17 protein-coding genes, 1 pseudogene and 1 riboswitch are annotated in these 14,066 nt (G+C 39.8%); of the genes and pseudogenes, 10 read left to right on the top strand and 8 right to left on the bottom strand.

Annotated features, from left to right (window positions below; all coding sequences use genetic code 11):
• Nucleotides 1-82: 82 nt before the first annotated feature.
• The 3 genes from Q4550_RS16935 (at nt 83) to Q4550_RS16925 (ending at nt 1,375) form a co-directional block, all read left to right on the top strand.
• Nucleotides 83-922, top strand: a complete 840-nt coding sequence (locus Q4550_RS16935) for a Cof-type HAD-IIB family hydrolase (protein ID WP_303534791.1) — start codon at nt 83-85, stop codon at nt 920-922.
• Between the two features lie 91 nt (nt 923-1,013).
• On the top strand, nt 1,014-1,157 hold the full coding sequence (locus tag Q4550_RS16930; protein ID WP_303534789.1) for a hypothetical protein: 144 nt from the start codon (nt 1,014-1,016) through the stop codon (nt 1,155-1,157).
• A gap of 2 nt (nt 1,158-1,159) precedes the next feature.
• On the top strand, nt 1,160-1,375 hold the full coding sequence (locus Q4550_RS16925) for a DUF3813 domain-containing protein (protein ID WP_303534787.1): 216 nt from the start codon (nt 1,160-1,162) through the stop codon (nt 1,373-1,375).
• Nucleotides 1,376-1,450: 75 nt separating this feature from the next.
• Here the strand turns inward: Q4550_RS16925 and Q4550_RS16920 are convergent, their stop codons facing one another.
• Nucleotides 1,451-2,032 (bottom strand): SGNH/GDSL hydrolase family protein, encoded by a 582-nt coding sequence (locus Q4550_RS16920; protein WP_303534786.1) that lies wholly within the window; start codon nt 2,030-2,032, stop codon nt 1,451-1,453.
• A gap of 27 nt (nt 2,033-2,059) precedes the next feature.
• Nucleotides 2,060-2,719 carry a Dph6-related ATP pyrophosphatase gene (locus Q4550_RS16915; RefSeq protein ID WP_303534784.1) on the bottom strand — a complete coding sequence of 220 codons (660 nt, stop codon included), beginning with the start codon at nt 2,717-2,719 and terminating at the stop codon, nt 2,060-2,062.
• Between the two features lie 150 nt (nt 2,720-2,869).
• Between Q4550_RS16915 and Q4550_RS16910 the strand changes: the two genes are divergently transcribed.
• Together Q4550_RS16910 and Q4550_RS16905 are read left to right on the top strand one after the other, a co-directional pair.
• Nucleotides 2,870-3,328, top strand: a complete 459-nt coding sequence (locus Q4550_RS16910) for a GNAT family N-acetyltransferase (protein WP_303534783.1) — start codon at nt 2,870-2,872, stop codon at nt 3,326-3,328.
• A 67-nt stretch (nt 3,329-3,395) separates the two neighbouring features.
• On the top strand, nt 3,396-3,656 hold the full coding sequence (locus tag Q4550_RS16905; RefSeq protein ID WP_303534782.1) for a NifU N-terminal domain-containing protein: 261 nt from the start codon (nt 3,396-3,398) through the stop codon (nt 3,654-3,656).
• 504 nt (nt 3,657-4,160) lie between these two features.
• Here the strand turns inward: Q4550_RS16905 and Q4550_RS16900 are convergent.
• Nucleotides 4,161-5,009 (bottom strand): YitT family protein, encoded by an 849-nt coding sequence (locus tag Q4550_RS16900; RefSeq protein ID WP_303534781.1) that lies wholly within the window; start codon nt 5,007-5,009, stop codon nt 4,161-4,163.
• A gap of 277 nt (nt 5,010-5,286) precedes the next feature.
• On the opposite strand from Q4550_RS16900, the gene Q4550_RS16895 reads away from it, so the two are divergent.
• Nucleotides 5,287-6,141: a DegV family protein gene (locus Q4550_RS16895; RefSeq protein ID WP_303534779.1), complete on the top strand. Its 855-nt coding sequence runs from the start codon at nt 5,287-5,289 to the stop codon at nt 6,139-6,141.
• A 77-nt stretch (nt 6,142-6,218) separates the two neighbouring features.
• Nucleotides 6,219-6,350, top strand: a complete 132-nt coding sequence (locus Q4550_RS16890) for a DUF3941 domain-containing protein (RefSeq protein ID WP_226612574.1) — start codon at nt 6,219-6,221, stop codon at nt 6,348-6,350.
• 41 nt (nt 6,351-6,391) lie between these two features.
• Here the strand turns inward: Q4550_RS16890 and Q4550_RS16885 are convergent, their stop codons facing one another.
• The 5 genes from Q4550_RS16885 to Q4550_RS16865 form a co-directional block, all read right to left on the bottom strand.
• Nucleotides 6,392-7,186: an energy-coupling factor transporter transmembrane component T family protein gene (locus Q4550_RS16885; protein WP_303534776.1), complete on the bottom strand. Its 795-nt coding sequence runs from the start codon at nt 7,184-7,186 to the stop codon at nt 6,392-6,394.
• Entirely contained in the window at nt 7,164-8,615 is a 1,452-nt protein-coding gene (locus Q4550_RS16880) for an ABC transporter ATP-binding protein (protein ID WP_303534774.1), read from the bottom strand. The genes Q4550_RS16885 and Q4550_RS16880 overlap by 23 nt, the downstream gene beginning before the upstream one ends.
• Before the next feature lie 11 nt (nt 8,616-8,626).
• Nucleotides 8,627-9,205, bottom strand: coding sequence for an ECF transporter S component (locus Q4550_RS16875; RefSeq protein WP_226612570.1), 579 nt, complete (start codon nt 9,203-9,205; stop codon nt 8,627-8,629).
• Complete coding sequence (tenA, locus tag Q4550_RS16870) at nt 9,202-9,894, bottom strand: thiaminase II (protein ID WP_303534756.1); 693 nt, start codon at nt 9,892-9,894, stop codon at nt 9,202-9,204. The genes Q4550_RS16875 and tenA overlap by 4 nt, the downstream gene beginning before the upstream one ends.
• A 136-nt stretch (nt 9,895-10,030) precedes the next feature.
• A riboswitch (TPP riboswitch) is annotated at nt 10,031-10,133 on the bottom strand.
• A gap of 39 nt (nt 10,134-10,172) precedes the next feature.
• Nucleotides 10,173-11,336 carry a histidine kinase N-terminal domain-containing protein gene (locus tag Q4550_RS16865; protein WP_303534754.1) on the bottom strand — a complete coding sequence of 388 codons (1,164 nt, stop codon included), beginning with the start codon at nt 11,334-11,336 and terminating at the stop codon, nt 10,173-10,175.
• Between the two features lie 145 nt (nt 11,337-11,481).
• On the opposite strand from Q4550_RS16865, the gene Q4550_RS16860 reads away from it, so the two are divergent.
• The 3 genes and pseudogenes from Q4550_RS16860 to Q4550_RS25190 all read left to right on the top strand — a co-directional run bounded on the left by Q4550_RS16860 (nt 11,482) and on the right by Q4550_RS25190 (nt 13,932).
• Nucleotides 11,482-12,351: an SDR family oxidoreductase gene (locus Q4550_RS16860; protein WP_303534753.1), complete on the top strand. Its 870-nt coding sequence runs from the start codon at nt 11,482-11,484 to the stop codon at nt 12,349-12,351.
• A 162-nt stretch (nt 12,352-12,513) separates the two neighbouring features.
• Nucleotides 12,514-13,092 (top strand): annotated as a pseudogene (locus tag Q4550_RS25200) (hypothetical protein); the annotation flags it as partial.
• An 87-nt stretch (nt 13,093-13,179) separates the two neighbouring features.
• Nucleotides 13,180-13,932 carry a DUF11 domain-containing protein gene (locus tag Q4550_RS25190; protein ID WP_483298568.1) on the top strand — a complete coding sequence of 251 codons (753 nt, stop codon included), beginning with the start codon at nt 13,180-13,182 and terminating at the stop codon, nt 13,930-13,932.
• Nucleotides 13,933-14,066 lie beyond the last annotated feature (134 nt).

Below are 14,066 nucleotides of genomic sequence, written 5' to 3'. Positions count from 1 at the left end.
AATATTCCTAAATAGACACATATATGGATGCCATGTACAATTAGTGTGTAAACACCAAATGACACTTTTCAAAGGAGCTTCTATGACAACTAAACCGCATCTAATCGCAATTGATCTTGATGGCACGTTGTTAAACAGCGAAAAGAATATTTCTGAACGCACAAAATCTGTTATTGCCGAAGCTAGAAAACAGGGACACCATGTTGCTATCGCAACAGGAAGGCCTTATCGAGCAAGCGTGCGCTATTACAATGAATTGGCACTCGATTCTCCAATAGTTAATTTCAATGGAGCTTTTGTACATCATCCTCTTGATCGCTCATTCGGGACGTATCACTCACCAATGGAATTAAATACGGCTAGATCCATCGTCTCTTCTTGTAGTGAAATTAACGTAAAAAACATCATGGCCGAAGTGTTGGATGATGTTTATTTGCATCAGCATGATGAATTAATTATGCAAAATATGATTATGAACGAATCTTCTATCTATACAGGTGAAATTCATAAAAACCTTAAAGACGATCCTACATCTCTTCTCATTCATCCACATGAACAGCAGCTCGCTGATCTTCGGTCAATGTTAAAAGAGCATCACGCTGAGATGATCGAGCATCGCGTTTGGGCTGCTCCCTTAAACATTATTGAAATTGTTCGAGCGGGATTAAACAAATCAGTAGGACTTAAACGGTTAGCCGAGCATTTCAATGTCCCTCAAGAAAGAATCATTGCCTTCGGGGATGAAGATAACGATCTTGAAATGATCGAATATGCTGGAACTGGCGTGGCGATGGGCAATGCGATTGCTGAATTAAAAAATATCTCTAACGAAATCACGATGACCAATGAAGAAGATGGTGTTGCTTCCTTCCTTGAAGAAAGGCTAAACATCATCCTACCTGATAAAAGACAGCTATCATAAGCTGTCTTTTTTTGTTTAATGAAATAAGGATGGAAATCGAATAATTACAGATCGCTGAACTCATCCTATAAAAGAAAGGGAGGGATTAATCATGGCAAAGAATAGTAAAACAAAGAGAATGGTAAAAGAAGGTGCGGATCGAGTTGTCCAAAACATGGACCAACACGACCTGACAAGCTTCAGCAATGAACAACGTAAGAAACAACAACAAGAAAATTTGTCAGGTGGTGAATAACGATGGGTAATCGTCATTTTCAGCTTGCTCGAGAAGCCGTTGCAAAAGCGGAGCAAATGGCCGCAGGTCATCCAGAGTTGCAAAACCAAATCGATGTGGCCCAAAATAATCTTTCTGCAGCTTTTCACCAATCTACAAGCGCAGAAAAAGAACAGCTCACATCTTACCAGGAAGTTATACAAGAACTTAGCCATGAATCATCCAATAAACCCTTTTAATTTCCACAAAGAAGAACCCGTCATGTGCGACGGGTTCTTCTTTGTGGAAATGCGTTCATTTATAGTCACACCATTTTAAAAAAGTTTAATGACTGGTTTAAATTTTGTTCGTCTGCCAAGCAAATTCAGTACTTCTTTCGTTATCAGCTTATATCCTTTTGCATTTAGCTGAAGACCATCTTTTTCATAAAGCATTTTACTTTTCTTATTTTCACGTATCAGTTTCCAGAGATCAATATGTCTTGTTCCAAGCTTATTTGCTAAATGTTTAATTCGATCAGCATAACCCTCTATTTTCTGATTGGTCATGGAGAAATTTCCTTCATTCATTACTGGTGATGGCGATATAAGAATAACTCGTTCTGAGGGGAGATTCTTAACCATGTACTCAATATTTCTTTCAAATTCACTTAAATCTGAACCTTGTCCTAAACAAGCTTCTTGCGTTCCAAAGAAAATGGTTACATAATCCGGTTTGTAGCTGAGAACATCAGACTGAAAACGCGATACCCCTTCTCTAGAAGTTGGTGTTGAACCTGCATTAATCACGATCCATTCATCAAGAGCCCCTCTTATCCTTGATGTAAGGCGTTCGTTTCCTTTATCATCTACTTCTCTCGCTGTCAGGCAGTCGCCAAAACAAACAAGTACAGGCATTTCTTTCCTCCCCCTTTCATTCCGTTGTTACCAGGTCTTTAAAATGGCTGTTCGATACTTGCCTTGTTCTACGATTTCTTGAATTTCAACTATCACTTCTTTTTCAAAAATTGGGCCGTCCGATACAAACGTATGAAACTCTCCATTTTCACCGCACGGATCCACGTGGTCTGGAAGGGATTGAAGAAAGTTATCGTCAAATGGTTTTCCTATCCAATCAGGAGATATTTTTGACTGATCAACCGTTGTGATCACTGCTTTAAAACCTGTGGAGACGAATCTTTTTGCCGTATGTAAAGTGGAATGTTGCCATAATGGGTATATACCCTTCAGTTTGCACTCCTGTAAAAGCGTTTCCCGATAACGACGAATATCATCTAGAAATAAATCAGCGAAAACGATCCCTTCTATTTCTGCTTCTTTAAACACCTTATATTGTGCGCTAACAAGTTTCTCGTATTGCTTATTTGTACAGTTATCTGGTAAATTGGTTATCGTTAGAGGAAGACCAATAGCAGCTATCTGCTTTTCAAGAAGCGCTGCATGTACTCCGTGAAAAGGGATGGCACCATTTGTTTCGTTGACGGTCGTCCATAATCCTTTCACTTGAAGATGTGATTGCTTTAAACAATCGAATAAAGCTATGGCGCTGTCCTTCCCAGAGCTCCATGAAAAAATTAAATTCAATGTATTAGCTCCTTTCTTACTCTATATAGACGAATAGAAAAGGCTGAATGTTTCAAATATCTTGAAATTAATTAAAAACTTTATTCAAACCTTCTTAAAAAGGAATTGAAGTGTTTTAAGTCGAAACAGTATGACGGAGGTGGAACGGTAATGAATGTGTACCAATTATCTAGCCAGACAGATGAAGACATGATTGAAAAGGTTTCAAAGTTATTAATGAAGCAAATTACTCGTTCTGATCAAGATGGAAGCTACGATAAACTCATTAAAGGAGTAAAGCTTGCTCTTGATGAACAGACAGCATCACGAATCGTTGTCGCAGAGTCTGATGATGAAGTTCATGGTGTCGCGTTTTTTAATATCGGCGTCAGCCTCTCTAGTGGTGGTCCATATATTTGGTTAAATGAATTATTTGTTGATCCAGATGCACGAAATAGAGGTATTGGTAGGAAATTACTACTTCATGTGATTTATTGGGCTGAGAATGAAGGTATTAAGGGCATTGAACTTGAGACAGGAATTCATAACGCTGTTACAAAACACCTTTACAATTCCCTCGGTTTCCATGACATTATCTCAAAAAGATACGGGTTTACCTTCTCTTCTTAAAGATTATTTGCTGAAAGAGTTGTTTCTGATACACTAAGAGATGGTAGAGAAAGGAGGCGTTTATAAAATGGAATTACGCGTAGATCGCACACCAAACCCAAATGCTATTAAAATCACGGCAGATCAACAGCTTTTCGAAGGAACTTCAAGCCATTCTTTCAAGAAGAATGACAATCCTGATCACCAAATGGCTGCTGCACTTCTTAAATTAGATGGTGTTGATAATGTGTTTGGATACCAGGATTTTATTACAATTAATAAGATGCCAGAGGCAGATTGGGATACATTACTTCCAGAAGTAAAAGAAACAATCTCTAATAACGCATAGAAAAAAGTTCCTCGGATACCCGAGGAACTTTTTTTGTGTTGTTAAGTAGTAGGTGAGATGTTTCACTTTTTTAGTAGAACATAAAGGACGTGTTCAAATGAAAAGGCTCCAGTGCCTGCCGTGTCTAAACGCCCACTTCCGCTTTTCTTGTCTAGCTGCAGTGGACAGACACTCGGTCACTTCACCTTTTCATTCGTACACAAAAAACGTGTTCAAATGAAAAGGCTCCAGTGCCTGCCGTGTCTAAACGCCCACTTCCGCTTTTCTTGTCTAGCTGCAGCGCCCAGCCTCTCGATCGCTTCACCCCACAAAATGAACACAAAGGGCGTGTTCTTTTTGTGGGGCTCCAGCGCTTGTCGAGGCTAATCGGGCACTTCCGCTTTTATTGTCTAGCTGCAGTGAGCAGGGACTCGATCGCTTCAGCCCTTCATCCGAACACAAAAACCGTGTTCAAATGAAGGGCCTCCAGCGCTTGTCGTCCCTAAACGCTCACTTCCGCTTTTCTTAACCATCCGTTCTAAAGAATCCGAAGATGCCTGTGGTGTTGACTATGTTGGTGAAGGCGGTTGGGTCGATGTCTTGGATGATGTGCTCGAGGTCGTATAGTTCATAACGTGTGACGACGATCATGAGCATTTCTTTGTCTTCTCCTCTGTAAGCACCTTTGGCAGGAAGCTTGGTGATTCCTCTTACAAGACGGTCATGAATGGCTTTTTGCATTTCATTTCCTTTGGAAGTTACGATCATAGCTGTTAGTTTTTCGTGACGTGTATGAATGACGTCGATTACTCGAGATGATACGTATAAGGTAACGAGCGTATAAAGGGCTTTTTCCCAGCCATAAAGCATTCCTGCGGTGAGGATAATCAACGCGTTCATGCTGAAGAAATACGTACCGATTGGACGGTCTTTCATGCGGGATAGAATCATGGCTACGATGTCCATTCCCCCGGTGGAAGCCCCCCATTTTAATGTAAAACCGATACCAATCGCTGCAATTACTCCGCCAAACACTGCATTGAGCAGTATATCTTCTGACAGAGCCTGAACTGGAATGATTTCAAGGAAAAAGGTAGTAGCTCCTACACTAATGACGCTATATAATGTAAAAGACTTGCCCACTTTCTTCCACCCCAGAATAGCTACAGGGATATTTAGTAACATAAGTAAAATACCCGTTGAGATTGAAATAGGCGTATAATCACTTAGTACACTAGAAATGAGCTGTGCGATACCAGTAAAACCACTAGCATATACATTGGCAGGGATAAGAAATAAGTTCAAAGAAACTGCACCAAGAATCGCACCTAAGAGAATGACAATAATTTTTTTTACTTCTTCCAATAAGAACACCTTCTTTTTTGAAACAGAGATTTAACTCGTTTACAGAATATAAGTAGAGACTGATCCGATTGACAATACTCTCAGGATCCGATCTTTATAAGTGACGATTAGGTAAAGCCACATCTACTAAGCCAAGTATATCTAATCAAACTATCTAATCTACGTCAACTGTTTTCTATTCAACCCCATCAATAGGATTGATTTCCTCTTTACTAATGGGATAAACTTGATTATAACAAACATTCATTTACATACTGACTTAAAAATGAAGAAGGGACGATCGTCCATGACAGTTAAAATCATTACAGATAGCGCCTCCGATTTGCCAGAGGATCTCGCACGAAAGCACGACATCGACATCATGCCACTAATGGTCATTATCGGAGATCAGGAGTATTATGACCGTGAAGAGATCCAAGCAAAAGAGTTATATAAGACTTTGCGAGAAGGTACAATGGCCAAAACGTCGCAAATTCCTCCAGCACGGATACGAGAGACATTTACGAAATACGCTAAAATGGGTCAGCCTTTTATTTATATTGCGCTATCTTCTGGCATTTCAGGTACATACCAATCCGCTGCCATCATAAAAAATGAAGTACAGGAAGAATACCCTGACGTACAAATGGAGGTCATTGATTCCAAAGCTGCTTCTCTCGGCTACGGACTTATGGCGATCCACGCTGCAGAGCTTGCTGAAAAAGGTGAAGGATTTGAGCAAATATCAGAAAGCTTAAACAGCAAGTATTTAACGCACATGGAACACATTTTCACAGTAGACGACCTGGAGTTCCTTCAGCGCGGCGGTCGCGTCAGCAAAGCTTCGGCCTTCTTTGGTGGAATGTTAAAAATCAAACCGGTGCTCCACGTTGAAGACGGGAAACTTGTTCCGATTGAAAAAATTCGTGGAAAAAACAAAGTCACAAAGCGTATGGTTGAGATCATGCAAGAACGCGGTGTTAATCTTCAGTCTCAATTAATCGGCATATCACATGGAGATGACCTTGAAAGCGCTGAAAAATTAAAAAGTGCGATTCAAGACACATATGGGAGTGAGCACTTTGTCATTCATGAAGTAGGCGCTACGATTGGCTCTCACTCAGGACCAGGAACACTTGCATTGTTTTTCTTAAATAAATAACTTCCTTTTACATAGGATGTCGTATAATCGCGTACTCTATTATTGTGCATGGCAATCCTAGCAAGGGAGGACATAACGTGTCATCAACAAAAGATAATAATAAAAAAGCAGTTGATCATAATGCTAAACGAATGTTGAAAAACAAGTTGAAAGAAGAAAACCGTGAAGGCGGGAAACACCAGTATTCTAAGGATACTGACCACTTGTAGAGATCAAGCAATGAAAAGAAACCGGCTAACCAGCCGGTTTCTTAATTTCTAACATCTGTGATATCGAAGTAAGGAAATGTTAGACCACCCCAATAAGCAAGAGAAAAACCTAGCGTGATGTAGAGTATAAAATATACGTCTACTCTCGAAAAGGTCTGTTTGTAATAATAAGTTCGTTCCTTATTATTGAATTGCTTCGCTTCCATGGCAACTGCAATGCGATGAGCTCTACGAATACTTTGAGAAAGCAATGGCACCGCATAAAGCGTCACAGACTGCATGATTCGAGCGAACCCTTTTTTCTTTTTTATACCTCTAATAAGTAATGCAGCTCTTAGCTGTTGGAATTCCTCCATCATAACAGGAAGAATCCGAACAGCAGCCATAAAGCTATAGGCATACCGAGGCGGTACTTTAAGCTGTTGAACGAGGGAATAGAAGAGAAATACTGGCCTCGTTGTCAAAGCGAATAGAAGTCCGAGCAAGGCGAAATTTAAAGCTCGAAACCCGATGTGAAGACCTCGAAAGAAGCTCTCTTCTGTAATATGAACGATTCCCCACTTCCACCAAGTCGTTGTTCCTTGACCAAAGAACATCATACTAGAAGCACTTGAGAAAAATAATAACAAAAATGGAATCATTAAGATCGCTAGTATCTTTTTCTGATGTCCTGTGGCGAACAAGACGAGAATTAATGGAACCACTGTTACATTGCTAATCAAATTTGGATTGTGAACGAATAGAAGAAGGATAAATAATGCTAAAATGAACACCAATTTGAAAGCAGGATTTAAACGATGAAGCCATGTTTCTTTATATTGTAGAGTCCACTGCATGATGTTCCCTCTCTTCCCTTCTCAGAAGTTCTCGATCAGCGGTTAGCTTACCCTCTTCAATGACCCACTCTCTCGTCCCATAATTTTGAACAATCTCCTCATCATGCGTCACCATGATAATGAGCATTCCCTTTGACCTTAATTGTTCAAATAAAGCTAGCAACTTAAACGTATTACTTGCATCCTGACCAAATGTTGGTTCGTCTAACAAGAGAATCGGTTGAGAACCAAACATGGCCGTTCCTACGCTTAACCTTCTTTTTTGCCCCGTAGAAAGCTGGTACGGATGAAGAGTTCGCACTTGCTTAAGATCATATGCTTGAAGCCACTGGGCTACTTTTTGATCTACTTCCACATCTCCTATCATTTCAAGGGAATAAGCAAGTTCATCATAGACAGAATTCGTCACAAATTGAAATTCTGGATTTTGAAAAACAAAAGCTAGCTGCTCACGGGAATCTTTGATCGATTTTAATTCCTGATTCTTTACTCTCTTTTTCCCGGACGTTTTCATCACATTCATTAAACTTAAAAGAAAGGAGCTTTTACCTGCTCCATTCTTTCCGGTAACCACAATCCATTCTCCTTCATGAGCTGATCCATTATGCACTTCAATTTTTGGGATTTTGCCACGATACCCTTTTAACTGTTTAATCTCAAGAATTTCTTCCCCTTTAACATACGATGCAGGAAGATTTTTTTCACTTGTATGTTCTTCCCATACGCCCGGATACCAAATCCCATATTCTTTCATCTTATGTTTATAAAAGGAGAAGATACTGTTTGGGTCGGCATCTGCGATAATCCTTCCCTCTGCATCGAAAAGGACGATGCGATCAACAAAATCAATCACTTCATTAATCTTATGCTCCACGATAATCATTGTTTGTGTAGCATTAATTTGCTTAATTGTTTTCCATACGTCAGAAGTACCTGCAGGATCAAGTAATGCGGTCGGTTCATCCAAAAAAATCACGTCTGGCTCAAGTGCAAGCATGGATGCAATGGCTAGTCGCTGTTTCATTCCTTGTGAAAGTGAATTAATCTCAATATGCGGATCCTTAAAGGAAAGACCTACCTTCTCAAGATAATGACGAATTAACCCTTCCATTTCAGGTTGCGGGACAGCACGATTTTCCAGTACGAATGCCATCTCTTCATCCACATATGGCATACAAAACTGAGAATCAGGATCTTGAAATACGACGCCTGAAGATTTTGGAATGCTTTTGGCATCTACCTTCATAGGCACTGGAACGGCATTTGGTATTAACCCAGATAATATTTGCAGAAGAGTGGATTTACCACAACCGCTCGGACCAAGAAATAAGACCTTTTCCCCTTCTGCAATCTCAAGAGATAATTTATTAAATAACAGCGTTTCCGCTCCCGCATATTTTACACGAAGGTTTGATACACCCACTTTCATATAACCACTCCTTACTGATCTAACGCCTTATAATCTTCATCACTTGCTGGTCTAACCAAGCTAGTAACACCTGTTTTCTCTAGAGCTTCTACAAGGAAATAAGCAAGTAGCCCAGCTAGTAGAAAACCACCTATTAACCTAGCACCAATGAGAAGTAGTAAATTCCATAGAGCAAGGTCCATCACATATCCATAGGCAGCATCCATGACAATGGAGCCTACCGCAGCAGCAATCCCTCCAAGCGCCGCAACAAATGCGGTGTATCGTTTATAGCCAAATAAGGCAAACATTAATTCCGTTCCTAATCCTTGAACAATTCCATATAGAAGAACAGATAATCCATATTCTGAACCAACAAGAAATTCACCAGAAGCTGCAGCTGTTTCTGCAAGTAGTGCCACACCAGGCTTACGAAGAAGAAGCACTGCCACAGTTCCCGCAATAAACCACATTCCGTAAATCACATCACCAATATGAAGGCCAAATGGTTTAAAGACGTTATAGACCGGTCCCCACAATTTATAAATAATCCCAAAAACAAGGGCAATCACGATCGTAATCAAAATGTCCGAAAGCTTTAGTCGTTTCATACCCGCTCACCTTTTTGGAGGGAGATTGGCCACTCTTCTACTTGATAAGCCATTTCCCAGAAACCATATTCCAACTGACAGCTAAGAATGAAATAGTCCCTGATTCGCTTCAATTCTCTTTCAGGTGCCGTCTCAGCCCACTGATCGAGGATTTTTCTTAGTTGATCCGTCACTGGTTCCATTGACTTCTCTCCGTAAAACGTAATCCAATCATAAAAAGGATGATCTTCTTTAGGATTAACCTCTTCCATTAAACGCTGACCAATCTCAAGGTATGTCCATGGACATGGCAGAAGCGCTGCAACGATTTCTCCGAGCGTACCTGAATGAGCAGCGTCAAGCATATGCCTCGTATAATGGTGTGCCGTCGGGGCGAGGGAATAGCCTTGCAGTTCTTCATAAGTGACGCCTGCAGCTTGACACAAATTATTATGAGGATGAACCTCACTATGGAGTACAAATGATATTTGTTCAGTGAAAAGCGCCATCTCTTCTCTGTTTTCACATTTCGATAGCGCAATGCCATAGATTCGAACAAATGTATTCAAATATTCAAAGTCCTGCTTTACATAGTGAACAAGCTGTTCCTTCTCTAACTTTCCCTCCGCAATTCCTCTTACAAATGGATGGTTAAAGATTCCTTCAAAAATTGGTGCTGCTTCCTCTCTTAACTGTTCAGTAAACGACATAAAAAAACTCCTCTCCGCTTTTCATCCAACTGATAAAGAGGAAAGGAGCTTGAATGCCGTTGTTCCGTCATTTCTGAAGCGACTCAACGTTATTTTACAACGTTCAAAAGCCGCTCCAAAAATGGAGCGGCTGCGGTGGCATCCGTCTCCACTTTCCTCCGCTGGCGCTAACCAGATCAGGTTCAAAGGGTCCAGGACATCCTGTCTCAGTCATATAAATGACTCCCCTAGTGGATATATAAAAAGCTTTTTTGATTGATAGTTTGATAACTATTAAGCTACTCTTCTTTCACACCTTTGTCAACCATTACTGGAAGTTCGATAACAAAAGTTGTTTTTTCTGGATTTGATCGCACTGAAATCACACCTTCGTGCTTTTCAATAATTTGCTTGCAAACAGACAATCCAAGACCCGTCCCTAGTTTTTTTGTACTAATGAACGGTTGAAAGATACTTTCAACAAGATGCGATGAAATTTGCCGTCCGTTATTGGAAATTTCAATCGTGATTCGTCCATGGTTTTCTTTTGCGCTCATCTCAATTTTTCGATGATCGATTTTATTTTCATTTAACTCTTCAATCGAGTTAATCATAATATTAAGAATGACTTGTTTGATTTGTTCTTCTACACCGAACAGTGGAATGTCTGGATGAATTGCTGTTTCCACTTCTATCTTTGATTCTAGTAGTCTTGGATAAAGAATTTCAATAGTATATCTTAATAATCCACTTAAATTTAATGAAAGAGGGCGATCATCGCTCCCACGCATTTTTGATAAGAAAAGAAATTGACTTACCTTCTCTTCTAGACTTTTCATTTCGCTATTAAGGATTTCGAAATAATGTTTCTCGATTAAATTATTAGCATCACTATCATCTTCTAATAATTTTAAAAATCCTTTAATGGAGGTAAGAGGATTGCGAAACTCATGAGCAAAGCTCGCACCTAGCTGACCAAGAATGGTTAAACGATCACTATGCATTTCTTGTATAAATTTGTTTTTATCATGAATGATATTATCCTTCACCTTCGTGTATTCCGTCACTGAATGATACGAATAGGCGTTAAAGTAATTATTAATGATTTGAATACCTTTCGAAAGTTCATCTCTATCAAATGATGATTCGTTTAAGACAGAGATCACCACTGATCTCCCAAAATTAATATTCGCAATAAACTCTCCGATATTAACATTTGCTTCAATTCGCTCATTGGCAATTTTCTTAGTTAATGTCATAATCCAGCTTTCATCCTGAAGACGAATATAACGAGAGATAAGTTCAACCGTTCGTTTCCCATTCTTAATGATTTCTTCATAATAAGGATCCTCTTGAGAAATTTTTGCGCCAAGCAGCCACTTTTCTACAATTTCGGGCTGACTTTGTTCCAAAAACGACGCAAATCGTTCTTCAAATTCAGATTCGCTTAAATCAAAATTCATACCTCTCGCCTCACAAACTACATTATAGGTTTGTTTCATTTTATCATGTAATGGAAATGTCATCATTATATTCTCAGACTTTAGGTTTAGAAATTCTCTCTATTGGAAACTCCTTACATATATATGATTTGAAAGGAGCTATCCCATGCGACCAGATTTTAGACAAACGGATGGACAACCAGCACAACATCAAAATCATCAACCAGGATCTCAGCAAGAAATGAATCCAAAGCCCTTAATGGAAGACCCAGATTATAAAGGATCAGGAAAATTAACGAATAAAGTCGTCCTCATTACTGGAGGAGATAGTGGGATAGGTGAAGCCGTTGCGATTGCTTATGCAAAAGAAGGAGCAAAAATCGCCATTGTTTATCTTGACGAACATGAAGATGCGCAACTTACGAAGCAAAAAATCGAAGAAGTCGGAAGCGAATGTTTATTGTTGCCGGGAGACATTGGAAGTGAAAGCTTTGCTTACGATTTGATTAAACAGGTGATTGATCATTTCGGACAGCTCGATATTTTAATTAATAATGCAGCAGAACAGCACCCCCAACAGGGAATAGAAGAAATTAGTGCTGAACAGCTCGAAAAAACATTCCGCACCAACGTTTTTTCCATGTTTCATCTGACGAAAGCCGCTCTTCCCCATCTAAAAAATGGAAGTGCAATCATTAACACTTCCTCCGTAACCGCCTATGAAGGCAATGACCAGCTGATCGATTACTCTAGTACAAAAGGCGCAATCACTACGTTCACAAGGAGTCTCGCAAAGTCGCTCGTTGGAAAAGGAATTCGTGTCAACAGCGTTGCACCTGGTCCTATTTGGACACCGCTTATCCCTTCCACCTTCTCAGCAGAAAAAGTGAAAAACTTTGGTACGAATACACCTATGGGGAGACCGGGTCAGCCAGAAGAATTGGCTGCAGCTTACGTTCTTCTTGGTTCGGACGGATCTTCTTATATGACCGGTCAAACCATTCACATTAATGGCGGACAGTTTTTAACATCTTAAAACCTCCTTTGGGAGGTTTTTTTATATTAGTTACTCTATAAAAAATGATTTTTAAGATTCAATTGGACAAGAGTTTATACGTCTTTTTACTGCATTCATATAGTATAGAGAAAATAATTTTAGACTATATTTGAACACGTATGTTCAATAGGGGTTGTCATTATGGTTCTTATCAATCGATACTCCACCCGAACGTGTGGAGCCATGACATTTACAGGAAATACGTTAGGTTTAAGTCAGTTACTTAACGCTAATGAAGCAGGAACACAAGGTAGTATCGGAGCATTTATTACAACTGATACAACACTTCAAGTGCCAACTTTTCCACCAGGAACCACTCTTGATTATACCTTAAATAACTCAGAGGCTAATCTCGTAATACCAGCAGGAAGCACTATTTTATATGCTGAATTAATCTGGGGAGGAAATTACCTTTCAGTAAACGAAGATATTACATCTGAAATTAATAATTCTGTTACCTTCACTGATCCAAATGGGACTGACTTCACAATTAGTCCCGATCCAACAACTAGTAATGAACCTACATTTACTTTTGGACCAAACACGAGAGGATTTTACATGCGTTCCAATGATGTTACATCAATTGTTCAAGCAGCTGGTGCTGGTACATACACCACTGGTGGCGTACCAGGACTGCTTGATCCTCTACAAGCTTCCACAGCTGATACGAACCATGCAGGATGGACGCTTGCTGTTGTTTATGCGAATAGTACATTACCAAATCGATCTTTAAATTTATTTGTTGGGGCAGATGGTATCGTTATTAACCCTTTGAATCCTATTATTGATATTCCCATTTCAGGTTTTATGACTCCTCCTTCAGGTACGGTAGATGCCCGTTTACTCATCTCAGCTCAAGAAGGTGACGCGAATATAGGAGGAGATCAAGCTCTTTTTGGGCCTGATGCAGGTACATTAACCCTTCTCTCAGGACCTAATAATCCAGTTGGGAACTTTTTCGGCTCTCAAATTAATGATGACACAGGAAATCTTGACACAAGCGGAACATTTGGCACTCGGAACCAGGATCCTTTTACATTAACGAATATTGTTGCCGGAAGACAGGGATGGGATATTACAAACGTCAGTGGGGCTGGCCTATTACCGAACAACCAATCAACGGCTGTTTTCCGCTTCACATCTTCAGGTGATGCTTATATGCCTAATGCACTAGGCGTTCAAATTGACGAGGGGGATGCCATTTTAGATATCGTGAAAACCGTTGATAAGCCATTTTCCACCTATCTTGACGTGCTTTCGTATACGATCACCATTACAAACAACGGCGTTGTTCCCGCTATTAACGTAATCTTTACTGATTACCTTCCAGCTTGCACCCAATTTATTGAGAACAGTTTGTATATTGATGGTGTGCAATATCCAGGTAGTAATCCCCAATATGGTATTGACCTCGATGATATTGATGTCGGTGATACCGTTACAATTTTCTTCCAGATTGTTGTGAAACGATGTAACTGTTTTGTTCTTAATGTAGCCGAAGTCGAGTTCAGCTGTGGTAAAATCGCTACTAGTAACCAGGCAATATCTACTGTATGTTAATTTAATCCTATATTAAAAAGGATCGCGTGCTAATCACGCGATCCTTTTTCTATTAGCTATTGACCGCCCTTGGGCTGATTTATGATCTGTGTTGACCAATTGCATTGAGCCAAAACAATATGATCTAGCATGTT

It is taken from the genome of Anaerobacillus sp. 1_MG-2023 (genome assembly GCF_030547345.1).
Classification (GTDB): Bacteria; Bacillota; Bacilli; order Bacillales; family Guptibacillaceae; genus Guptibacillus; species Guptibacillus hwajinpoensis_B.
This window is presented reverse-complemented; position numbering and strand designations above follow the sequence as displayed.

Bases quoted from the DNA above. Each gene is read 5' to 3' on its own strand.
- Q4550_RS16930 (WP_303534789.1), top strand. From the start codon at position 1,014: ATGGCAAAGAATAGTAAAACAAAGAGAATGGTAAAAGAAGGTGCGGAT.
- Q4550_RS16905 (WP_303534782.1), top strand. From the start codon at position 3,396: ATGGAATTACGCGTAGATCGCACACCAAACCCAAATGCTATTAAAATC.
- Q4550_RS16875 (WP_226612570.1), bottom strand. From the start codon at position 9,205: ATGAAACGACTAAAGCTTTCGGACATTTTGATTACGATCGTGATTGCC.
- Q4550_RS16860 (WP_303534753.1), top strand. From the start codon at position 11,482: ATGCGACCAGATTTTAGACAAACGGATGGACAACCAGCACAACATCAA.
- Q4550_RS16880 (WP_303534774.1), bottom strand. From the start codon at position 8,615: ATGAAAGTGGGTGTATCAAACCTTCGTGTAAAATATGCGGGAGCGGAA.
- Q4550_RS16885 (WP_303534776.1), bottom strand. From the start codon at position 7,186: ATGCAGTGGACTCTACAATATAAAGAAACATGGCTTCATCGTTTAAAT.
- Q4550_RS16935 (WP_303534791.1), top strand. From the start codon at position 83: ATGACAACTAAACCGCATCTAATCGCAATTGATCTTGATGGCACGTTG.
- Q4550_RS16925 (WP_303534787.1), top strand. From the start codon at position 1,160: ATGGGTAATCGTCATTTTCAGCTTGCTCGAGAAGCCGTTGCAAAAGCG.
- Q4550_RS16895 (WP_303534779.1), top strand. From the start codon at position 5,287: ATGACAGTTAAAATCATTACAGATAGCGCCTCCGATTTGCCAGAGGAT.
- Q4550_RS25190 (WP_483298568.1), top strand. From the start codon at position 13,180: ATGACTCCTCCTTCAGGTACGGTAGATGCCCGTTTACTCATCTCAGCT.
- Q4550_RS16865 (WP_303534754.1), bottom strand. From the start codon at position 11,336: ATGAATTTTGATTTAAGCGAATCTGAATTTGAAGAACGATTTGCGTCG.
- tenA (WP_303534756.1), bottom strand. From the start codon at position 9,894: ATGTCGTTTACTGAACAGTTAAGAGAGGAAGCAGCACCAATTTTTGAA.
- Q4550_RS16920 (WP_303534786.1), bottom strand. From the start codon at position 2,032: ATGCCTGTACTTGTTTGTTTTGGCGACTGCCTGACAGCGAGAGAAGTA.
- Q4550_RS16910 (WP_303534783.1), top strand. From the start codon at position 2,870: ATGAATGTGTACCAATTATCTAGCCAGACAGATGAAGACATGATTGAA.